Raw genomic sequence first — 20,886 nt, 5'->3', positions numbered from 1 at the left:
TTTTGCTTTCCCTCCCACTCAAATCGACAGCAGGCGCTAACGTGCATAGGCACGCCCCCCACGCCACAACCAGAACAACACGCCAACCCACAACACGCCACCGACCGAAAACTTGATCCACGCCGGCATCCAGCCGATCGACGACCAGAACGCCTCGACGAACGCCGCGAACACCAGCATCGCGAACACGCCCAGGCACAGCCGCGCGAACACCTTGCCGCCTTCGATCAGCGCATCGATGCGACGGCGCCGTCCCGGCGCGAGCAGATCCAGCCCCAGGCGCAGTCCGGCGGCTCCGGCGATCACGATCGCCGTCAATTCCGGCGCGCCATGACCGACCACGAAGCGCCAGAACGGATCGCCGTGCCCCACCGTCTGCAGGTGCGCGGCGATGCCGCCGAAGATCGCGCCGTTGAAGGCCAAGGCCAGCAGCGAGCCGATCCCGGCGAGGAAACCGCTGGCGGCGGTGCGGAAGGCGATGCTGACGTTGTTGAGGATGTAGTAGCCGAACATGATCAGGTCGCCGCCGCTCTCGCGGCCGATCCTGTTGTGCGTCGCGCCCGGGTCGTACATCGCCTCGAACCCGGCGATCTGCTTCGGGCTGAACAGGCTGTGGATCAGCTCCGGCTTCCACTGCACCGCCAGATACATCCCGATCGTGGCAATGACGAAGAGCGCCGCCGAGATCCACAGGCAACCGCGCTGTGCGCGCACCAGGCGCGGGAATTCGGCGATCAGGAATTCCAGCGCGCGACGCCAGCGCGGCGGCGCCGGCCGGTACAGGGCGTTGTGGCCGCGCTGCATCAGATCCTGCAGGCGCGTGGTCACGACCGGGCTGTAGCCGCGGCGGCGCGCCAGCGCAAGTTGCTGGCACAGGCGCCGGTACTGCACCGGCATGTCCTCGTCGCGCAGGCCTTCCCACTTGCGCTCGGTGCGGGCCTGGCGCGGATTGGCGCCGCGCGCCTCGAGCCACTTCTCGAACGCCTGCCATTCCGCCTCGTGACGGGCGATGAAATGCGCCTGTCTCATCTCACCGCCGCCCCAGCAGCCAGCTTGCGATGCCGGCCAGGCGAATCACGCTCAGTTCGCCACGCGTGCCGGTGACCGGCTCGACGATTTCGGCAAGCTCGCGCTGGCGTTCGGTGGTGAGTTGCGTGGCGCGTTCGGCGAACGCGATCACCGCCACTTGTTCCTGCGGACGCAGCGGTACGGCCGGCGCATGCACGCTCACGCTCGGCGCGGTGCGCAGCAGGCGCACGCGCGGCGCGTGCACGACCACGGTGCCGGCGACCATGTCGCCGAGCCTGCGCCCGTAGGGATCGGCGAGCCCGGCGATCACGCCGAAGGCATAGCCAAACGGCAGCATGTCCACGGTGCGCATCAGGTTGCGCACGATCGACGCCATCCAGCCCACCGGCGCGCCGTCGGCCGAGACCACGCGCAGCTCCAGCGCGCGCTTGCCGGGCGTCTGGCCGTCGAACATCGCCTCGCACACCACCGGATAGCCCCACATCAGCAGGAAGATGACGATGAGATACACGGCCATGCCGACCTCGCCGAGAAAGGCCAGCGCCATGCTCGAGGCGGTCATCACGCCGAAACGGATGATGGCGTCGACCAGCCAGGCCAGCGCACGCGGCACCGGCCCGGCCGCCGGCAACTGCAACGCGACGCCCTCCGGTGTATGGACCTCGCGGAACGTATCGAGCATCAGACGTCGACGACGGTCGTGTCGGCGATCAGGTCGTGCAGGCAGCGCGTGTCCTGACCGAAAATGAAAAGCGTGTCGATCAGCGAGAAGAGCGGCACCACCCCCAGAACACCTTGCGCCAGCAGATAACGCAGGCCGAACAGACGCCCGAGCCCGGCGCGCTGGCCGTTGCTGCGCACGATGCGGATGCCGCACAAGCGCTTGCCCAGCGTCTGACCGTGCCGGTGCAGCAGGATCAGATCGATCACCAGCAACGCGACCAATCCGACCAGGATCAGCAGACCCGCCGCGGTCGACATCCGGCTGTCCTCGCTCCGCCCGAGGCTATCGACGAGAATGGCCGGAAACAGCACCGCGAAGAACGCCACAGCGTCGAGAAGATAGGCGCCCAACCGCTTCCAGCGCGAAGCGGGTGCCACCGTGTCCCTCGCTTCGGACTGCAACACTGGCGCCGCCGGCGCCGAGTACGGATTGAAAGGCTGTCGAACCTCTTCCATGTGCGACGTCTCCCTGCACCGTCGACGGGTTATCCCCGGAACAATGCTACTACAGCAACTGCGACGGAAGTCCGGCCATGCCTTCGACCGCGCGACACGGACGCGCGGAGATCGTGCCCCTGTTCCTCCCATGCCGGAGCGGCTACCGTGGCGAACATCCGCTCCCAACCCGCACTCGTTGCCGGAACCCGTCATGCGCTGCCGTGAAGGCTGCGGTGCCTGCTGCATCGCGCCGTCGATCACCTCGCCGATTCCCGGCATGCCGCACGGCAAGCCGGCCGGCATCCCTTGCGTGCAGCTGGACGACGACTATCGCTGCCGCCTGTTCGGCTTACCGTCGCGTCCGGCGTTCTGCGCCTCGCTGCGTCCGGCCGAGGACATGTGCGGCGCGGATCGCGGACAGGCGCTGGAAACGCTGCGCCTGCTCGAACTCGCCACCGCGCCCCACTAAGACACGCCGCCGCTCAGGTACTCATCCTTCAGCCGCACGTAGTGCTTGGCGCTGTAGTACAGCGCCTCGATCTCCGCATCCGACAGCATCCGCACCTTCTTCGCCGGATTGCCGAGCCACAGCTCGCCCTCGCCGATCACCTTGCCCGGCGCGATCAGCGCGCCGGCGCCGACGAAGCCGTGCTTGCGCACCACCGCGCCGTCGAGCACCGCCGCGCCCATGCCGATCAGCACCGCGTCCTCGATGCGGCAGGCGTGGATCACCGCCTTGTGGCCGATGGTGACGTCGGCACCGATCACCGTCGCGAACCCGCCGAGCTTGGCGTGTGGTCCGTCATGGCTGACGTGCACCACCGTGCCGTCCTGGATGTTGGTGCGGGCGCCGATGCGGACGAAATTCACGTCGCCGCGGATCACTGTCTGCGGCCACACCGAGACGTCGTCCTCGAGCACGACATCGCCGATGACGGTGGCGGCCGGATCGACGTAGGCACGGGCGCCGAGCACGGGGCGCTTGTCACGATAGGAGCGGAGATTGGCGGTCATGGGGGGATTTTAGTGCGCGGCAGGTGGGAGACGCGGACAAAATCGCGTCCCCGCCATGCTGGCCCGGCCCCGCTTCACTCTCCGTTCCCCGCTCGGCCTATAGTTGAACGCATGGATATGCCCGCCCAGACCACCGTCGCCGACCTGCAGCCCACCCTCGCCCGCCTGCGCGCCGCCTGGCAGCACAACCGGCCGGACGCGCGGCAGCGGCTCGACGACCTCGCCCGCCTGCGCGCCGCCGTCAAGGCCGGCACCGACACCATGCTGCAGGCGATCTCCGCCGACTTCGGCCACCGCTCGCAGCACGAGATGCTGATCGCCGAGACCATGACCGTGGTCGCCGAGATCGACCATCTGCGTCGCCATCTGCGCGGCTGGATGAAGCCGCGCCGCGTCGGCGCCGGCTGGCGGCTATGGCCTGCGCGCGCGCAGTTGCGGCCGGAGCCCGTGGGCGTGGTCGGCGTGATGTCGCCCTGGAACTATCCGGTGAACCTGGCGCTGATCCCGCTCGCCACCGCGATCGCCGCCGGCAACCACGTCTTCCTCAAACCGTCCGAGCACGCGCCGCGCACCAGCGCCTGGTTGCGTGATGTGCTGGCCGAGGTGTTCCCGGCCGATCGCGTCGCCGTCGCCCTCGGCGACGCCGCGCTCGGCGCCGCCTTCGCCGCGCTGCCGTTCGACCATCTCGTCTTTACCGGATCTACGGCGGTCGGCCGCAAGGTGATGGCGGCGGCCGCGCCGAACCTGACGCCGCTGACGCTCGAACTCGGCGGCAAATCGCCGGCGATCGTCACCGCCGACTATCCGGTCGAACAGGCCGCCGCGCGCCTGTCCACCGGCAAATGGTTCAACGGCGGGCAGACCTGCATCGCGCCCGACTACATCCTGGTCGAACACAGCCGCCGCGACGCCCTCGTGCAGGCGCTGCGCGCGCAAGCGCAGACGCGCTACGGCGACCTCAAGGACGCCGGCGACTACACCCGCATCATCAACGAAGGCCAGTACCGGCGCCTGCGCGGCTATCTCGACGACGCGCGCGCGCGCGGCCTCGACGTGATCGCGTTGGCCGAGATCGACCCCATCCGCGCCGAGGCCGAACACCTCATCGCCCCGACCCTCGTGCTGGAACCCGGCGACGATGCCAAGGTGATGCAGGAGGAAATCTTCGGCCCGATCCTGCCGATCCGCAGCTATCGCAGCCTCGACGAAGCGCTGGCGTGGATCGAAGCGCACGACCGGCCGCTGGCGCTGTATCCCTTCAGCCACGATCGCGGCACCGTCGAGAAGATTCTGGGCCGCATCCTCGCCGGTGGCGTCACCGTCAACGACACCTTGTTGCATTTCGCCGCCAGCAATCTGCCCTTCGGCGGCGTCGGCGCCAGCGGTATGGGGCAGTATCACGGCCGCGCGGGGTTCGATGCGATGACCAAGACGATTCCGGTGCTGTGGCAATCACGGCGTTCGGCGACGGATTTGCTCAAGCCGCCGTATCGTGGGCTGGCGGATCGGATGGTGCGGCTGCTGGCCGGACGATAGTCGACAGATAACGATAGAACTCACGCGGCCAGTGCGGAGGGATCATGGGAACCGAGATCATCTATCCCATTGCAATAGTGTTGGGGCTTGGTCTCTTCGCCCTATTGCTGGTGCGATCCTACTCCGTCCGATCAAGACCCTATGCATTACCCACGCTGATCGCGGCCGCTATCTTCGCCTTCATACTCAATATCGACGGCCATAAGCCGGGTTACTATTGGGAATACCTGATCACATGGTTTTGCCTAGGAGCGATCATCTTTGGGCTCCATGCGCACATCATCAAATGGCTTGTCACACGACAAACCAGAAGTTTCCCATCCTGATCTGACTTCCATGCCGCAGAGGCGTCCGCCTTAGGGCGCCGTTGAACGAACACCCATATGAAAATCGCCAGCTGGAACGTCAACTCCCTCAACGTCCGCCTGCCGCACTTGGAAGACTGGCTGCGCGCGGCGCAGCCGGATGTCGTCGGCATCCAGGAGACGAAGCTGGAGGACAGCAAGTTCCCGGACACCGTCCTCGCCGGGCTCGGCTACCGCAGCGTGTTCTCCGGGCAGAAGACCTACAACGGCGTCGCCATCCTCGCCCGCGACCGCGCCATCGAGAGCGTGCAGATCGGCATCCCCGGTTTCGACGATGAGCAGAAGCGGGTGATCGCCGCCACCGTCGACGGCGTTCGCATCGTCAATCTGTACGTGGTCAACGGACAGGACGTGGACACCGAGAAGTACGCCTACAAGCTGCGCTGGCTCGATGCCGTGCACGAATGGCTGGCGCTGGAGTTGCAGACACATCCGCAACTGGTCGTGCTCGGCGACTTCAACATCGCCCCGGACGAGCGCGACGTGCATGACGCGGCAATCTGGAACGAGAACCACATCCTCACTTCCACCGCAGAACGCGCCGCGCTCAAGCGCCTGCTCGATCTCGGCCTGCACGATGCCTACCGCCTGCACGACAACGACGCCGGCAAGTTCAGCTGGTGGGACTATCGCCAGGCCGCGTTCCGCCGCAATCTCGGCCTGCGCATCGATCTCACCCTGGTCTCCGATGCCCTGCGCGCGCGCGCGGCCGCCGCCGACATCGATCGCGAACCGCGCACCTGGGAGCGTCCCAGTGATCACGCGCCGGTCTGGGTACAGCTGCAAACGTAACAATCCAAAAATTCGACTCCAGAGCCAGTCAAAGTCTTCCGGTATCCCGCTTTTGCTCGTCATCCTCGCAAAGGCGGGAATGACAGCCAGATTTTCGGGTCTCTGAACACGCTCAAAGAAAAGGCCCGGTCTCCCGGGCCTTTTCTTCAAACCGATTTCAGAGCGTTGGCTTAGCGCGCACGCCCGCGCGTGAACAGATTGATGATCAGCAGCAGGATCACGGCGCCGATCAGCGACGACAACAAGCCCATGAGGCTGAAGTCTCCGCTGTTGACAGTTCCCGTGCCCAGCAACGGGGCGATGAAATAACCTCCCAGGAACGAACCGACGATACCGACGACGATATTGAGGATGATGCCCTGTTGGGCGTCGCGCTTCATGATGAGGCTGGCAACCCAGCCGATGATGCCGCCTACGATCAGCCAGATGATGAAATTCATGCTGCGACTCCTGAAAAGTTGAGCGGGATACGCCTCAGCGCTGCTGCGGCGCAGTCAACCTAGCGTTGGCGGCGTTACGGTGATGTGGCGGAGATGAATGCAGACGCAACAGGCGGTACGTCAACCAGGTTCAACGCATGCTGCTTTGCAGCAGCTGCAGCAGCGCCGCGCGCGGCAGCTTGCCGGTTTCGTTGCGCGGCAGCGCATCCACGCGTTGCAGGCGGCGCGGCAGGAATACGGCATCGACGCTGCGGCGCAGGGATTGCAGGATGTCGCGTTCGTGCAACTCCGGCGCGACGACGAGCGCGGCGATGCGGCGCACGCCATATTCGTCGGCCTCGTCGAGCTGGAATACGATGCCGTCACGCACGCCTGGAATCGCCAGCAGTCGGCGCGTCAGGTCGCTGAGCGATGCGCGCTTGCCGGCGATCTCGAGCAGATCGGCCTGGCGGCCGCGCAGCAGGAAACGGCCGTCGGATTGGACTTCCATCAGGTCGGCGAGCACGACAGGTTGTTCGAGATGCGCGGCCTGCACCTGCGTGCCGTCCGGCTGCGGCGTGAGCTGCACGCCGGGCAGCGGCGTCCAGGCTTCTTCGCGCGCGGTGCGGCGACGCGCGATCACGCAGGTTTCGGTGGAGCCGAACACTTCGCGCACCTCGCAGCCGAAACGCGCTTCCGCCGCGGCGGCGAGCGGCTGCGGCAAGGGCGCGGTCGCGGTGACGATGCCGGCGAGCGGCGGCCATGCGATGTCCGATTCCACCAGCGCGCGCAGATGCACGGGCGTGGTCACGAGCAGGCGCGGCGTGGGAGCGTCATGCAACGCCTGTGCGACATCCTGTGGGAAAAACGGCCGTCCGCCGTGCACGGCGACGTTGCCGTGCAGGGGCAGCAGCACCGACATTTCCATGCCGTACATGTGCTGCGGCGGCACGGTCGCAACGACGTGCATGACACTTGCCTCGTCATCCGGCCACAACCCCGCCAGCGCGGCCAGGTTCTGCATCGTGCTGGTGCGGAAGTTGCGCCAGGTCTTCGGATTCGGTTTCGGCGTGCCGGTGCTGCCGGAGGTGAAGCCGATCGCCACCAGGGCGTCGTCGTCGATGACGGGCAGCGGGCCGTCGCATTGCGGCAACGGATCGGGCAGCGCCACGTAATGCGGCAGCGGCATCAGATGCGCTTCGGCGCAGCCGCAAGGCTCGCCGTCACCGAGGCAATAGCTGCCCGGATGCAGCGCGCGCACCTCGTCGATCGCCGCGCGCGTGCGCGAGGGCGGCAACAGCGTGGTCTGTCCACGCAGGGCGACGGCGCAGAACGCCACGAGGAAGCGATAGCGATCCTCGCAGAGGTTCACCGCATGCGTGGCCTCCGGCAGGCGCGCGGCGAGCGCGCGCACGTGCGCGAAGAAGGTCTCCAGTGAAATCCGGTGATGCGCGTCGAACGCGATGGCGCGCGTCGGCGCCCCCTGGGCCAATGCGGAAAGGCTCGAGCTGGCGGACGCAAGCTTGCTCTGGATGACTGCCGACATCGTCTCTTCTTGGTTCCGCGGCGATCGATGCCGCTCCCCTTATCCTTACTTCCCCTGCGATTAGCTTACGCTGACTGGGCAGTCGATGCAGGTCCGGCCGCGAGGCCCGCATTCGCTGCACGAACGCCCCATGAACGCCAATCCGCTCTCCATGTTCAATCCCGACGACAGCCTCGAACTCGGCCCCGTGCGCTGCGCGTGGGGCGCCTACCGCCACGGAACGGTGGCCGAGACGATGGTCCGGCCGAAGCTGGCGGAATGGTTGAATACCGCGGCGCTCGAGCTGTCCCTGGCGCGCGATGCGCATGGCCGCCCGCGCCTGGATGGCCCGAACGCCGATTTCGACGTCAGCTGGAGCCACAGCGGCAATGGTCTGCTGGTGGCGCTTGGCGCCAACGTCCATGTCGGCGCCGATCTCGAATGGTTGCGGCCGCGACCGCGTGCGCTGCTGCTGGCCGAACGCTTCTTCACCGCGAACGAAACGGCCACGCTGCACGCATGGCCCGAAGCGACCCGTGAAACCGCTTTCGTGCGCCTGTGGTGCGCCAAGGAAGCGGTGCTGAAGGCGCATGGCCGCGGGCTGGTGTTCGGGCTGCATCGGCTGGAATTCGTCGCCGAGGGCGAGGTCTGGCGCATGACGGCCTGCGATGCGGCGCTCGGCGCGCCGGAGGAGTGGTCCCTGCATGCCTTCTCGCCGATGCCGGGATACGTGGCGGCGCTGGCTTGGCGAGGTCGCTAGCGTCTGTTTTCGCTTGGGGGCATGCCTTTGAGCACCATTTCCCGTCATCCCGGCGAAAGCGGGGACCCATTTTGATTTTGGGAACAGCAGAGCAACAGCAACATGGATCCCAGCTTTCGCCGAGATGACGGGAGTGTAGGGGGACGGAGCTCCTGGGCAAGCTCCCGGCGCATCGAAAAGCCACTGAGACAGGCAGTCTTCGTACTTCGGGCATCGATGCGCATCGCACATCGCAGCAATGAAGCCAGCCACTACAATTCCGCGATGAGCGATTCCCTCTCCACCACTTTGCGCGCCCCTCTCGAAGACGGTCTGCGCGCATTGGCGCTCGACGCCACCCTGGCCGAGCCGCTGCTCGCCTATCTGGCCCTGCTCGATCGCTGGAACCACACCTACAACCTCACCGCCATCCGCGATCCGCGCGACATGGTGACCTTGCACCTGCTCGATTCGCTGGCGATGCATCCCTACGTGCGGGACATCGCCACGCTCGCCGACCTGGGCGCCGGCGCGGGCCTGCCGGGCATCCCGCTGGCGATCGCGGTGCCGGGGCTGCGCGTCACGCTGGTGGAGTCCAACGGCAAGAAGGCACGCTTCCTGCGCGAGGCGGTGCGCGTGCTGGGGCTGGCGAACGCGCGCGTGGTCGAGGCCCGCGCCGAGGCCGTCGCCGAACCCGGCGCCTACGACGCCATCACCGCGCGCGCCCTGGCCACGCTGGCCGACATCCTCGCCCTCGGCGGCCACCTGCTGGCACCTGAAGGCCGCCTGCTGGCCATGAAGGGCGCGCACCCGGCGGAGGAGATCGCCGCGCTGCCCGCGGGCTGGCGGGTGCGCAGCGTCTCGCCGCTTCAGGTTCCTGGCCTCGGCGCGGAGCGCCATCTCGTCGAAGTGGCGCGCGTTTAGCCGCTTTCCGACCCGGTTCCGCTGCCGCCGGCACAGTGCGGCGCGGCGGCTGGGGCATAATCCCCGATCCGGACGACCACGCCATCGCGGCTGCCCGGGCTTTCAACCCTTCTCAACAGCACGCCCTCAGGCAGCCCGGACCCATGGCCCGCATCATCGCTATCGCCAACCAGAAAGGCGGCGTCGGAAAGACGACGACGGCGGTGAATCTCGCCGCGGCGCTGGCGGCCACGCCCAAGCGCGTGCTGCTGGTGGACCTGGACGCGCAAGGCAACGCCACCATGGGCAGCGGCGTGGACAAGCGCGACCTGCTGGCCTCCACCTGCGATGTCCTGCTCGGCGAGATGCTGGCCGAGGACGCGCGCGTGGAAACCGCCGAGGGCTACGACCTGCTGCCCGGCAACAGTGATCTGACCGCCGCCGAAATCGAGCTGATGGAAGCGGAGGAGCGCGAGCAGCGCCTGAAGCGCGCGCTCGATCCACTGCGCGGTCGCTACGACTTCATCATCATCGACTGCCCGCCGGCGCTGTCCCTGCTCACCCTGAACGCGCTGACCGCGGCCGACGCGGTACTGGTGCCGATGCAGTGCGAGTACTACGCCCTGGAAGGCCTGAGCGCGCTGATGGAAACCATCGACGCGCTCAAGGCGCGGCTCAACCCGCAGCTGGAGATCGAAGGCGTGCTGCGCACCATGTTCGACGTGCGCAACAACCTCGCCAACGCCGTCTCGGGCGAGCTCACCACACATTTCGGCGACAAGGTGTTCCGCACCATCGTCCCGCGCAACGTGCGCCTGGCCGAAGCGCCGAGCCACGGCCAGAGCATCGTCGGCTACGACAAGGCCTCGCGCGGCGCCGTCGCCTATCTCGGCCTCGCCGGTGAGGTGTTGCGCCGCCAGCGCGAGCGCGAGCAGCCGCAGGCATCCCCCTCGACACAGCAAGCCCCTTCGGAGAACCCGGCATGAGCGCCGCCAAAACCATCGAAAAGCCCGCCAAGAAGCGTGGGCTCGGACGCGGATTGGAAGCGCTGCTCGGACCCAAGGCCGCGGCCGCTGCGCCGGCCCTGGAAGCCACCCCCAACGACACCCTGCGCACGCTGCCGGTGGACGCGCTCGCCCCCGGCAAATACCAGCCACGCAAGCACTGGGACGAGGACAAGCTCGGCGAGCTGGCCGAATCGATCAAGGCGCAGGGCGTGATCCAGCCGATCGTCGTGCGCGAACTGCACGACCGCACTTTCGAGATCATCGCCGGCGAACGCCGCTGGCGCGCCTCGCGCATCGCCGGCCTCACCGAAGTGCCGGTGGTGGTGCGCAGCGTCGACGACCGCACCATGGTGGCGATGGCGCTGATCGAGAACATCCAGCGCGAGGATCTCAATCCGCTGGAAGAAGCGCAGGCCCTGCAGCGCCTGATCGACGAATTCGCCCTCACCCACGCCCAGGCCGCCGAAGCGGTGGGCCGCTCGCGCGCGGCGGTCTCGAACATGCTGCGCCTCTTGGAGCTGCCGCCAGCGATCCGCGCCCTGCTCGAAGCGCGTCATCTGGAAATGGGCCATGCGCGCGCGCTGCTCACGCTGTCGCCGGAGCTGGCCACCAAGCTCGCCACCGACGCCGCCGAAAATGGCTGGTCGGTGCGCGAAGTCGAACACCGCGCGCAGCAGTTCGCCGCCGGCAAGGTGCCTGTCACCGCTTCGAAGAAGCCGCCGAACAAGGCCAAACCGCAGGCCGACATCGCTTCGCTGGAAACCGAACTGTCGGAAAGTCTCGGCACCCGCGTCAGCATCGCCCATGGGCGCGGGGGCAAGGGCAAGCTGGTGATTCACTACACCGATCTGGATACGCTGGATGGTGTGCTGGAACGCTTGCGAAAGTAATCAAGTCTCGGAACGGTTCCCAAGGAAGACCTATGCATATCTTCTGGCAGTTGCTGATCAATTGGGGGCCGGTGCTTCTCGTTGTCGGCAGTTTTCTGTTTTTCATGCGTCGCGGCCCTTTCATGCAGCAGCGGCAGCATTTCGAGCGTTCCCGGCAGTACATGTCCGATCACATCGCCGAAATCAAACGCCTCAACGCAAGTCTCGAACGCATCGCCAACGCCCTGGACACCCGGAACAGCGACCCGCGGCAACCCGGCGGGTAGGTTAGACATCGCCGTACAAATGGAAGCCCCGGTGCTTGCGTACTCATCGGTTGCGGTTGCTTCAGCCAGTAGCGCTACATACTTCTCACCATGACCCAGACCCCAGACCTCTCCGTCGTCGTCCCGGTGTTCAACGAACAAGACAACGTCGCACCGCTGATCGGAGAGATCGTCGCCGCGCTGCGCGGCAGGATTCCTTTCGAGATCGTCTACGTCGACGACTGCTCCCGCGACGGCACGCTCGATACCCTCAAGCGCCTGAAAGCCACCACGCCCGAGCTGCGCGTGATCCGCCACCTCTCGCAGAGCGGACAGAGCACCGCCGTGCGCACCGGCGTGAAGGCCGCCACCGGCGCCTGGATCGCCACGCTCGACGGCGACGGCCAGAACGACCCCGCCGACATCCCGAAACTGCTCGCCACCCGCGAGACCGCCACGCCCGACACCAAGCTGTTCGCCGGCTGGCGCGTCAATCGCCAGGACTCCGGCAGCAAGCGCTGGGCCTCGAAGTGGGCCAACGCCATCCGCAGCCGCATGCTGCGCGACGATACCCCGGACACAGGCTGCGGCATCAAGCTGTTCGAGCGCGCCGCCTTCCTCGACCTGCCGTACTTCGACCACATGCACCGCTACCTGCCGGCACTGATGCAGCGCGCCGGCTGGCGCACGGTGAGCGTGCCCGTCAATCACCGGCATCGCGCCAGCGGCGTGTCGAAGTACAACAACCTCAACCGCGCCCTGGTCGGCCTGCGCGATCTGCGCGGCGTGGCCTGGCTGATCACGCGCAGCAAGCGCACCGCCACGGAAGAACTGGCGTGAACGGCGATTTCATGAACGAGCCGATCACCTGGCTCGCCTGGACCGGGCTGCACATGAGCCCGTGGAAGCTGATCGGCCTGATCGGCGCGCTGATGTTCGGTGGCCGCTGGCTGGTGCAGTTCATCGCCAGCAAGCGCCATGGCAAGCCGGTGATCCCGCGCCTGTTCTGGTACATGAGCCTGGTCGGCAGCGTGATGACCCTGAGCTACTTCGTGTTCTCGCAGAAGCAGGACTCGGTGGGGGTGATCCAGAACCTGTTCCCCGCCTTCACCGCGGCCTACAGCCTGTACCTGGACATCCGGCATCGCGGCTGGCACCGCGACAAAGCAGGGCACTGATCGCCTCCCTCCCGGAGCGGTGGCTGTGGATAAGTGCTTGCCCAGGGCCGCCAGGCCGGGCATAATGCGCGGCTCGCTGTGTCCGGCCGATGGCCCGGACCGGGCCGGAAACGCGATTCCGCCCGCCTCCGCATAGCGGTCAACACCCTCCCGGATTGCGTGGATTCGATGCGTGGCATCGAACCCGGGGCCGCCGCCTCCCTGGCCAAGGGAAGCACTCATTACCTTTCGAGGTGCGTTATGTCCCGCGTATGCCAAGTCACCGGCAAGCGCGTGCAGACCGGCAACAACGTCTCGCACGCCAACAACAAAACCCGCCGCCGTTTTCTTCCCAACCTGCACGAGCGCCGTTTCTGGGTCGCCAGTGAGAACCGTTGGGTGAAGCTGCGCGTTTCCACCAGCGCCATGCGCACCATCGACAAGAACGGCATCGATTCCGTCCTGGCCGAGCTGCGCGCCCGCGGCGAAAAGATCTAACGCGGGTCCCTCCGCAAGAGCCCGGCCATCCCTGGCCGGACTTTCCAAACAGGACAGCCCATCATGCCCAGCAAACGCGACAAAATCCGCCTGATCTCCTCGGCCAACACCGGCCACTTCTACACCACCGACAAGAACAAGAAGAACACGCCGAACAAGATGGAGGTCAAGAAGTACGACCCCGTCGTTCGGAAGCACGTGATCTACAAGGAAGGCAAGATCAAGTAAGCCTTCCGGCTTCGAGTCATTCGAGAAACCCGCCGCAAGGCGGGTTTTTCTTTTGCGGCCCCGCGACGAGGCGGATTGCTTCGTTCCGGGCTCGCAACGGCCGCCGGACTGGACTCTTGCGCGATTCGTGCTGCAATGACGGCATGGAACTGCCGGCCATCACCGTCAGCACACTGATCCTGATCACCGACTGGCTGATCCGCATCGCGGCGTTGTTCTGGATCCCCACGCGCAGCTCGCCGGCCGCGGCGCGCAGCTGGCTGCTGCTGGTCGGCTTCGTGCCGCTGTTCGGGCTGCCGCTCTATCTGGCCTTCGGCCATCCCTGGCTGGCGACGCAGCGCCGCCTGCGCCAGTCGCAGGCCTCGCGCCTGATCCGCGAACTGCAGCAGCCGCTCGCGCAGCTGCGCTGGCAACCGCCCGGCAAGCGCGAGGAGACCAACGCAGACGACATCACGCGCCTGGCCGAATCCCTCGGCGATTTCATGCCGATGACCGGCAACGCCGTCACGCTGTTCGACGAATACGATGCGTCGCTGCAAGCGCTGCTGGCCGACATCGAGGCCGCGCGGCACGAGGTGCATCTGCTGTATTACCTGATGTTCGACGACGCCGTCGGCCGCGCCTTCGCCGAGGCGCTGCAACGCGCGGCGGCGCGCGGCGTGCGTTGCCGGGTGCTGCTCGACGCGGTGGGCGCCAAGCGCGGGCTGCGCGCGTTCGCCAAGCCATTACGCGCGGCCGGCGTCGACGTCCGCGCGATGCTCGCCGGCGGACTCGCCTGGCGGCGCAGCTCGCGCATGGACCTGCGCAACCATCGCAAGATCGCGGTGATCGACGGCCGCATCGGCCACACCGGCTCGCAGAACCTGGCGGCACCGGACTTCGTGCCCGGCACGCCGAACCGCGAAGTCGTGGCGCGCGCCGAGGGCCCGGTGGTGCTGCAGCTGGCGGCTTTGTTCGCCAGCGACTGGTACATCGAGACGGGCGAGGCGCTCGCGGTCGCAACCGAATCGATCTCGGCGATGATCGCCGGCACGACGCCGGCGCAGGCGCTGCCGAGCGGCCCCGCCTATCCGTTCGAGAACGCGCGCAACATGGTCGTGGCGATGGTGCAGCGCGCGCAGCGCAGCGTGACGCTGGCGACGCCCTACTTCGTTCCGGACGACGCCACGCTGACCGCGCTGCGCATCGCCGCGCTCTCCGGCATCGACGTGCAGCTGATCCTCTCGCGCAGCAACAACCAGCGCCTCACCGCCTGGGCGCAGACGGCCTACTACGAGGAACTGCTCGCCGCGGGCGTGCGCATCGCGCTGTACCGTCCGCATTTCCTGCACGCCAAGCATCTGCGCGTGGACGGCGACATCGCGCTCGTCGGCTCGATCAATCTCGACATCCGCTCCTTCGCGCTCAATGCGGAAGTCGGCCTGCTCTGCTACGACGCCGCCGTGGTCGCGCGCCTGCGCGCGATCGAGGACGATTACCTGGCCCAGTCGGATTTCGTCGATCAAGAGACCTGGCGTCGACGTCCCACCTGGCAGCGCAGCCGCGAGGGGATCGCGCGGCTGGCTGATTCTTTCTTGTGAGGGCGGGGGCCGAACGCGGTGCCGTCACGAGTACCTCGGCACATCCGATCGACATGGCCGTCATTCCGGCGAAAGCCGGAATGACGATGGAGAAAGTGCCGATCGAGCTCGGCTCTTTGATCGAGCGCCTCAGGTTTCCAGAAGATCGCGGCCACCATGCCGCTGCGGACGCGTGTTGGCATGGCGGGCGCGCAGCATTTGCCGCGAGAGATTCAGGATGACCGACTGCTTGAGTCGTTCCCATGCCGTGATCCGGCCGACGCGGAACACGCCCACCGTGTCTCCCCAGTTCGAGCTGGCCTCATCCTCGTGCGGCTCCCAGTCCGTGGTGATCTCCAGGGGCTCCACGCCGGCCCAGCGCGCCAGCGCATCGAAGCCGTCGGGATAGAAACGCCAGCAGTCGACCGGATAACGGTGCTCGTAACCACGCGAGGGCGCCAACAGGAAGATCAGGCCGCCGGGCGCGACGACGCGCACCATCTCCAGCCAGCTCACCCAGAAGAAATCCATGTGCTCGATCGCCTGCCCGGACACCAGCACGTCGACCGAATTCGACTTGAACGGCAGGACGTACGGTGATTCCAGCACGACATCGACGTTCGGGCCTGCTTCCAGATCGACGCCGGTGTACCGCCAGGCCGGATCGTCGAAATACTGCTTGTAGCTGCCGTTGATGTCGTAGCTACCGATATCCACGACGCGTTGCGGCTTGCCGCGCTGCACGTATCTCGAGACGAGATCCTGCATGTGTTGCATCGAACTCAGATGCACGGGGTTTCCTTGAACGGACCACGAAAAAAAGCACGGGGTCTCAAAGACCCCGTGCCCTCTAGTAAAGCATTTAGTCCGTGGATCGGGCTACTAGCGTCCCGGGAGACGGCAGCAGGTGGCGTCCACGCGACCGCCCAACAGGCCGCTCAGGATGCCGCCCAACCGGCAGGTCCAGCCCGTCGGCTTGCCGGCGGTCGCGGCGGGGGTGGAACCGCCAATCTGCAGGCCGAGCGGACCGGTGCAGCCACCGCCGACGGCGGTGTAGCCGGCCGCGCAGGATGCGGTGACGTTCTGGAATTCCAGGTTCAGCAGCGGCGCGTCCTTGGTCACGACCACGCAATCCAGCGCCGTGGCGACCGGCTCCATGTAGTAGCCGTAGACGTCGAGGACCACCTGCGTCTGCGAGGTGCTGAACACGGAGAACTGGGTCGCGCAGCCCGGACGGCACAGCTTCAGGACGAACAAGTTGCCAATGTCGGAACCGACAAAGTTGACCGTGGCCGCATTCGGCCGATCGGTATTCGAGGGCCATGCCACCAGATAACCCACTGGCTGCACGGTATTGACCGCCACCACGTTGGCAACAAGCGCGGACGCATTTTCCGGAATACCGCAATTCGTCGCCGAACCGCCCTGGGCGGAATAATTGGTCGCCGTCCAGCCGACAAAACTACGCGTCCCGTTCGCGGCGAGGGGACCACCGGCAACGCGGGTATCGACGATGCGGCACGGCGCCACTGGAGTAAATACCAGGTCATTTTCCGTGCTGCCAATCGCGGTCGGCCGCGCCAGCGCCATGTTCGCGGCCGAACTGCCGCCGAACAGCGCACCGGACATCGCGTCGAAGCTCGTGGCTTCAGCCGCGCGCTTCATGTTCATGAGGTCGGCACCGGCGTAAGTGCCCATCATCTGCTCGGTCCATTCACCGGAAGACATGCCGAATTTCTTCTGGATTTGCGGGCCCCATTTCTTGGCGATCTGGGCGGCGTATTTCGCTCGCTGCGTATCTTCTGGAGAAATCTTCTTGCCCGCTGCAAATACGGGACCTGTCATCAGACAAAGCAATGCCGCTACGACAATAAGCCGTTTCATAATCTCCCCCTGTGATGGGTTTGAGTTGGTGTGAGGGGTTTTGCCGAGCCCGCCGGATGTTTCTCCGAGTTTTTCTCCATCCGTGCGGTCGACCATTAAATGGTTCATCTTCTTTCGAACCGTGTTCCGTGATCCGAATCTAAATTCAAAATAACTGCTTCTATATTTGCGATCGGTGTCAAAATTTATTTTTACAATCGTCAAATCCATCGATCTAAATCTTCGAAGTGCGTTTGCCCGCAACGGTGACGGCGAGGTGGCGGTCGCGTGAAGGGGCATGGATTTGCGCGAACCAGGGCGCTTCCGGGCGAAGGGCGTACACTCCGCCGGGTTTCCCGGGAGCCTCGCACTTGGTCCAAAACTGGGTCCTGACCCTCGTCTCGGTTGGCTACGCCGCCCTGCTGTTCGCGGTGGCCTGGTGGGGCGACCGGCATCCGCAGTATTCGCAGGGGCGCACCTGGCTGCGGCCGCTGGTCTACAGCCTGTCGCTGGCGGTGTACTGCTCGTCCTGGACCTTCTACGGCGCGGTCGGCACCGCCACCCGCACCGGCCTCGGTTATCTGCCGATCTATCTGGGCCCGCTGCTGATGCTGCTGTTCGGCTGGCGCATCCTGGAACGGCTGGCGCTGATCGCGCAGTCGCAGAACACGGTGTCGATCGCCGACTTCATCGCTGCCCGCTACGGACGCGCGCAGCGTCTCGCGGCAATGGTGGCCCTGATCGCGCTGATCGCTGCCGTGCCCTACCTGGCGTTGCAGTACAAGGCGGTGGCGATCAGCCTGGCCGTGCTCGGCGGCTACGACGCATCCACGTCGACACTGGGTGATCCGGCGCTGTACGTGGCGGCGCTGATGGCGTTGTTCGCGATCCTGTACGGCACGCGCCAGGTCGATGCCAGCGAGCACCGGCCCGGCATGATGCTGGCGATCGCGCTGGAATCATTGGTGAAGCTGATCGCGCTGATCGCGGTGGGCATCTTCGCCGTCGGCTGGCTCGGCGCGCGCGACCTGCAACCGGTCGAAGCCACGCGCGCGCTGCTCGAGAACGCCAAGCCGGTCGGCTTCATCGGCCAGACCCTGCTGGCCTTCGCCGCGATCATCTGCCTGCCGCGGCAATTCCACGTCGCCGTGGTGGAATGCGTGAACGTGGCCGACATCCGCCGCGCGCGCTGGCTGTTCGGCACCTATCTCGTCCTGATCTCGCTGATGGTGCTGCCGATCGCCAGCGCCGGCATGCTGCTGATGAAAGACGGCGCGCATGTCGACGCCGACAGCATCGTGCTGGCGCTGCCGCTGTCCGAACATCGGTTGTGGCTGGCCCTGGCGGCCTACGTCGGCGGCTTCTCCGCCGCCACCGGCATGGTGATCGTGGCGAGCGTGGCGCTGGCGACCATGGTCAGCAACGACCTGGTGATGCCGCCACTGCTGCGCCGCGGCTGGGCGCAACGCCGCGGCGGCGACGTAGTGGCCATCGTGCTGTGGGTGCGGCGCGCGGCGATCGTCCTGTTCGCCGCGCTCGCCTACGGCTACTACCGCAGCAGCGGCAGCGATACCACGCTGGCGGCTTACGGCCTGATGGCGTTCGCAGCGGTGGCGCAGTTCGCGCCCGCGCTGATCGGCGGCCTGTACTGGCGCGGCGCCAGCCGTCAGGGCGTGGAAGCCGGGCTGCTGCTCGGCTTCCTGATGTGGATCTACACCTTGCTGCTGCCGGCGCTCACCGAAGCCGGCTGGTTCGATCGCGGCTGGCTCGATCACGGACCGTTCGGCATCAGCTGGCTGCGGCCGCATCAGCTGTTCGGATTGGTCGGCTGGGATGCGTTGACGCACGGCACGTTCTGGTCGCTGCTGGGGAATGTCGGCGCCCTGCTGCTGGTGTCCGCGCGCTGGCGGCCGAGTTTCGAGGAGCGTTTGCGCAGCGCGCCCTTCCTCGATCCTTACGCCGCGCGGCAGACGCTGGTCTCCGGCGTCTCGCACAGCGGCGTGCAGGTCGGCGACCTGCTCACGCTGGCCGGACGCATCGTCGGCGAGCGCACCGCGCAGCGCGCATTCGCCGAGCACGCAAAATCGCATGGCGGCGAACTGCAGCCGCATACCGCCGCCACCCGCACCTGGGTGCAGTTCACCGAACGCCTCCTCGCCGCCGCGCTTGGCGCCTCCAGCGCGCGCCTGGTGCTGACCAGCCTGCTGAAAGGCTCGGGCATGGACATGGCGGCGATGATGGCGCTGCTGGACGAAACCGGGCAGGAACTGCGCTTCAACCGCCAACTGCTCGCCGCCACGTTCGAGAACATGGCGCAGGGCATCAGCGTGGTCGACCGCGACCTGCGCCTGGTGGCGTGGAACCGCCACTATCAGGAGATGTTCGACTATCCCGAGAGCATGCTCTACATCGGACGCCCGATCGCCGATCTGATCCGCTACAACGTCGAGCGCGGCCTGCTCGGCACCGACGCGCCGGTCGAGGCCGAAGTGCGCAAACGCCTCGACTATTTGCGCCGCGGCAGCCCGCACCTGTACGTGCGCGAGCGCGGCGACGGCCGCGTGATCGAAAGCCGCGGCGAACCACTGCCCGAAGGCGGCTACGTGATGACCTTCAACGACATCAGCGATCACAAGCGCGCCGAACGCGCCCTGCGCGAAGCCAACGAAACATTGGAACAGCGCGTCGCCGAACGCACCCGCGAAGCCGACGCCGCGCAACAATCGCGCACCCGCTTCTTCGCCGCGCTCAGCCACGACGTGCTGCAACCGCTCAACGCCGCGCGACTGTTCACCTCGGCATTACGCGAGAGTTCCGATGCCGGCGAACAGCAGCATTTCGCCGAACGCGTCGACACCTCGCTACGCGCCGCCGAGGAATTGCTCGACGGCCTGCTCGACATCTCGCGCCTGGACGCCGGCGCCCTGCAACCGGTGCTCTCGGACTTCGACGCCGGCGACCTGCTGCGGCAACTGCTCGAACAATACGCCCCGATCGCCGCCAGCCGCGGCATCGACCTGCGCCTGCATCCCGCTTCGGGACATCCGCGACCGGTGCGCAGCGACCGCCGCCTGCTGCGCCGCGTCCTGCAGAACTTCATCGCGAATGCACTGCGCTACACCCGCGCCGGCCGCATCATCCTCGCCGCGCGCGTGCGCGGCGACCACATCGAACTGCAGGTGTGGGACACGGGGCCGGGCATTCCCGAACATCATCTTCGGCAGATCTTCGAGGAATTCCGCCGCTTCGAGCAGCCCACCGACTGGGGCGAGCAGGGACTGGGGCTGGGATTGTCGATCTGCCAGCGCATCTCGCACATGCTCGACCATCGCCTCGATGTCCACTCGCAGCTGGGGCGCGGCAGCATGTTCTCGATTCGCGTGCCGCGCGTGCTGCACGCGATCAGCATCGCCTCGCGCGACGATCTGTCCGCGGGGCGGCGCGATGCTTCCGGCTCAGGCCAAGGATCGGCGTTGCCGGATACGTTGGCGGGAATGCGCGTGCTGTGCCTGGACAACGATCCGGAAATATTGGATGGCATGCGCGCCTTGCTGGGACGCTGGCAGGTGCAGGCGATCGGCGCCACCACCGTCGACGAGGCATTGGCCTCGCTCGATCCGGTGCCTGATGTGTTGCTGGTGGATTACCACTTGCATGATCGTCTGCATGGGCTCGATGCGCTGGATCTTCTGCGCGAGTCGGCCGGGAATGCGATTCCTGGTGCGTTGTTGACCGCTGATGGGAGTGATGCCTTGAAGCAGGCGGCGCGGGTGCGGGGGTATCGGGTGTTGACCAAGCCGATCAAGCCGGCGTCGTTGCGGGCGTTTTTGGCGGCGCAGAGGCAAGGGATTGCTTCTTAGTTCTTTTTTGTTGCAAGAACAAAAGCGTTTCGTCCGCTGCGCGGCCGAGTTCATTTCTTTTGATAAGCGTCAAAAGAAACGAACCAAAGAAAAACG

The 20,886-nt window shown here is 66.4% G+C and carries 23 protein-coding genes and 1 pseudogene; 15 read left to right on the top strand and 9 right to left on the bottom strand.

Translation table 11 applies throughout. The annotated features are described in order from the left end of the window. Positions 1-36: 36 nt before the first annotated feature. The 3 genes from AC1RNP_RS12585 to AC1RNP_RS12575 are packed head-to-tail and all read right to left on the bottom strand — an operon-like array spanning position 37 to position 2,208. Positions 37-1,029 (bottom strand): stage II sporulation protein M, encoded by a 993-nt coding sequence (locus AC1RNP_RS12585; protein WP_493051606.1) that lies wholly within the window; start codon positions 1,027-1,029, stop codon positions 37-39. A 1-nt stretch (position 1,030) separates the two neighbouring features. Then, positions 1,031-1,711 (bottom strand): RDD family protein, encoded by a 681-nt coding sequence (locus AC1RNP_RS12580; protein WP_493051605.1) that lies wholly within the window; start codon positions 1,709-1,711, stop codon positions 1,031-1,033. Further along, positions 1,711-2,208: an RDD family protein gene (locus AC1RNP_RS12575; RefSeq protein ID WP_493051604.1), complete on the bottom strand. Its 498-nt coding sequence runs from the start codon at positions 2,206-2,208 to the stop codon at positions 1,711-1,713. Before AC1RNP_RS12575 ends, AC1RNP_RS12580 begins: the two co-directional genes overlap by 1 nt. Before the next feature lie 193 nt (positions 2,209-2,401). Between AC1RNP_RS12575 and AC1RNP_RS12570 the strand changes: the two genes are divergently transcribed. After that, entirely contained in the window at positions 2,402-2,659 is a 258-nt protein-coding gene (locus AC1RNP_RS12570; protein WP_493051603.1) for a YkgJ family cysteine cluster protein, read from the top strand. On the opposite strand, the gene AC1RNP_RS12565 is transcribed toward AC1RNP_RS12570, so the two are convergent. After that, entirely contained in the window at positions 2,656-3,204 is a 549-nt protein-coding gene (locus AC1RNP_RS12565) for a gamma carbonic anhydrase family protein (protein ID WP_493051602.1), read from the bottom strand. The two genes, AC1RNP_RS12570 and AC1RNP_RS12565, sit on opposite strands and share 4 nt — an antisense overlap. Positions 3,205-3,315: 111 nt before the next feature. On the opposite strand from AC1RNP_RS12565, the gene AC1RNP_RS12560 reads away from it, so the two are divergent. From AC1RNP_RS12560 to xth, 3 genes are read left to right on the top strand one after another with little or no spacing between them, the layout of a single operon-like run. Continuing rightward, positions 3,316-4,740 carry a coniferyl aldehyde dehydrogenase gene (locus tag AC1RNP_RS12560; RefSeq protein ID WP_493051601.1) on the top strand — a complete coding sequence of 475 codons (1,425 nt, stop codon included), beginning with the start codon at positions 3,316-3,318 and terminating at the stop codon, positions 4,738-4,740. A 44-nt stretch (positions 4,741-4,784) separates the two neighbouring features. Next, a complete protein-coding gene (locus AC1RNP_RS12555; RefSeq protein WP_493051600.1) occupies positions 4,785-5,066 on the top strand; it encodes a hypothetical protein in 282 nt (93 codons plus the stop codon). A 57-nt stretch (positions 5,067-5,123) separates the two neighbouring features. Next, positions 5,124-5,897, top strand: a complete 774-nt coding sequence (gene xth, locus AC1RNP_RS12550; RefSeq protein WP_493051599.1) for an exodeoxyribonuclease III — start codon at positions 5,124-5,126, stop codon at positions 5,895-5,897. Between the two features lie 170 nt (positions 5,898-6,067). On the opposite strand, the gene AC1RNP_RS12545 is transcribed toward xth, so the two are convergent. The 3 genes and pseudogenes from AC1RNP_RS12545 to AC1RNP_RS12535 form a co-directional block, all read right to left on the bottom strand. Beyond that, positions 6,068-6,190 carry a GlsB/YeaQ/YmgE family stress response membrane protein gene (locus AC1RNP_RS12545; protein ID WP_493051829.1) on the bottom strand — a complete coding sequence of 41 codons (123 nt, stop codon included), beginning with the start codon at positions 6,188-6,190 and terminating at the stop codon, positions 6,068-6,070. 23 nt (positions 6,191-6,213) lie between these two features. Further along, a pseudogene (locus AC1RNP_RS12540) lies at positions 6,214-6,337 on the bottom strand (GlsB/YeaQ/YmgE family stress response membrane protein); the annotation flags it as partial. Between the two features lie 130 nt (positions 6,338-6,467). Further along, positions 6,468-7,862 (bottom strand): AMP-binding protein, encoded by a 1,395-nt coding sequence (locus tag AC1RNP_RS12535; protein WP_493051598.1) that lies wholly within the window; start codon positions 7,860-7,862, stop codon positions 6,468-6,470. Positions 7,863-7,992: 130 nt separating this feature from the next. Here AC1RNP_RS12535 and AC1RNP_RS12530 point away from each other — a divergent pair, with 130 nt between their 5' ends. From AC1RNP_RS12530 to cls, 10 genes are all read left to right on the top strand, one after another. Then, on the top strand, positions 7,993-8,601 hold the full coding sequence (locus AC1RNP_RS12530; protein WP_493051597.1) for a 4'-phosphopantetheinyl transferase family protein: 609 nt from the start codon (positions 7,993-7,995) through the stop codon (positions 8,599-8,601). A 264-nt stretch (positions 8,602-8,865) separates the two neighbouring features. Next, positions 8,866-9,504, top strand: coding sequence for a 16S rRNA (guanine(527)-N(7))-methyltransferase RsmG (rsmG, locus tag AC1RNP_RS12525; protein WP_493051596.1), 639 nt, complete (start codon positions 8,866-8,868; stop codon positions 9,502-9,504). 143 nt (positions 9,505-9,647) lie between these two features. Beyond that, positions 9,648-10,469 (top strand): ParA family protein, encoded by an 822-nt coding sequence (locus AC1RNP_RS12520; protein ID WP_493051595.1) that lies wholly within the window; start codon positions 9,648-9,650, stop codon positions 10,467-10,469. Next, a complete protein-coding gene (locus AC1RNP_RS12515) occupies positions 10,466-11,380 on the top strand; it encodes a ParB/RepB/Spo0J family partition protein (protein ID WP_493051594.1) in 915 nt (304 codons plus the stop codon). Before AC1RNP_RS12520 ends, AC1RNP_RS12515 begins: the two co-directional genes overlap by 4 nt. A 32-nt stretch (positions 11,381-11,412) precedes the next feature. Further along, the gene (locus AC1RNP_RS12510; protein WP_493051593.1) at positions 11,413-11,646 is read left to right on the top strand and encodes a hypothetical protein; all 234 of its coding nucleotides are present in this window, start codon (positions 11,413-11,415) and stop codon (positions 11,644-11,646) included. 90 nt (positions 11,647-11,736) lie between these two features. Beyond that, positions 11,737-12,465, top strand: coding sequence for a glycosyltransferase family 2 protein (locus tag AC1RNP_RS12505; protein WP_493051592.1), 729 nt, complete (start codon positions 11,737-11,739; stop codon positions 12,463-12,465). Positions 12,466-12,476: 11 nt separating this feature from the next. Beyond that, positions 12,477-12,803 carry a lipid-A-disaccharide synthase N-terminal domain-containing protein gene (locus tag AC1RNP_RS12500; RefSeq protein ID WP_493051828.1) on the top strand — a complete coding sequence of 109 codons (327 nt, stop codon included), beginning with the start codon at positions 12,477-12,479 and terminating at the stop codon, positions 12,801-12,803. Between the two features lie 240 nt (positions 12,804-13,043). Next, on the top strand, positions 13,044-13,280 hold the full coding sequence (rpmB, locus tag AC1RNP_RS12495) for a 50S ribosomal protein L28 (protein ID WP_226469644.1): 237 nt from the start codon (positions 13,044-13,046) through the stop codon (positions 13,278-13,280). Positions 13,281-13,340: 60 nt separating this feature from the next. Next, positions 13,341-13,508, top strand: a complete 168-nt coding sequence (gene rpmG, locus AC1RNP_RS12490) for a 50S ribosomal protein L33 (RefSeq protein WP_425490963.1) — start codon at positions 13,341-13,343, stop codon at positions 13,506-13,508. A gap of 143 nt (positions 13,509-13,651) precedes the next feature. Then, the gene (gene cls, locus AC1RNP_RS12485; protein WP_493051591.1) at positions 13,652-15,088 is read left to right on the top strand and encodes a cardiolipin synthase; all 1,437 of its coding nucleotides are present in this window, start codon (positions 13,652-13,654) and stop codon (positions 15,086-15,088) included. Positions 15,089-15,217: 129 nt separating this feature from the next. Here cls and AC1RNP_RS12480 read toward each other — a convergent pair whose 3' ends face one another. Beyond that, positions 15,218-15,835 (bottom strand): methyltransferase domain-containing protein, encoded by a 618-nt coding sequence (locus tag AC1RNP_RS12480; RefSeq protein WP_493051590.1) that lies wholly within the window; start codon positions 15,833-15,835, stop codon positions 15,218-15,220. Between the two features lie 114 nt (positions 15,836-15,949). Then, on the bottom strand, positions 15,950-17,161 hold the full coding sequence (locus AC1RNP_RS12475; protein WP_493051589.1) for a hypothetical protein: 1,212 nt from the start codon (positions 17,159-17,161) through the stop codon (positions 15,950-15,952). A 140-nt stretch (positions 17,162-17,301) separates the two neighbouring features. Between AC1RNP_RS12475 and AC1RNP_RS12470 the strand changes: the two genes are divergently transcribed. Then, positions 17,302-20,790 (top strand): hybrid sensor histidine kinase/response regulator, encoded by a 3,489-nt coding sequence (locus tag AC1RNP_RS12470; RefSeq protein ID WP_493051588.1) that lies wholly within the window; start codon positions 17,302-17,304, stop codon positions 20,788-20,790. Positions 20,791-20,886: the final 96 nt, after the last annotated feature.

This window comes from Luteimonas sp. GW821-FHT14E02 (assembly GCF_058803905.1).
Note: the sequence above shows the minus strand (reverse complement) of the source record. Positions and strands in the feature narration are given on the sequence as shown.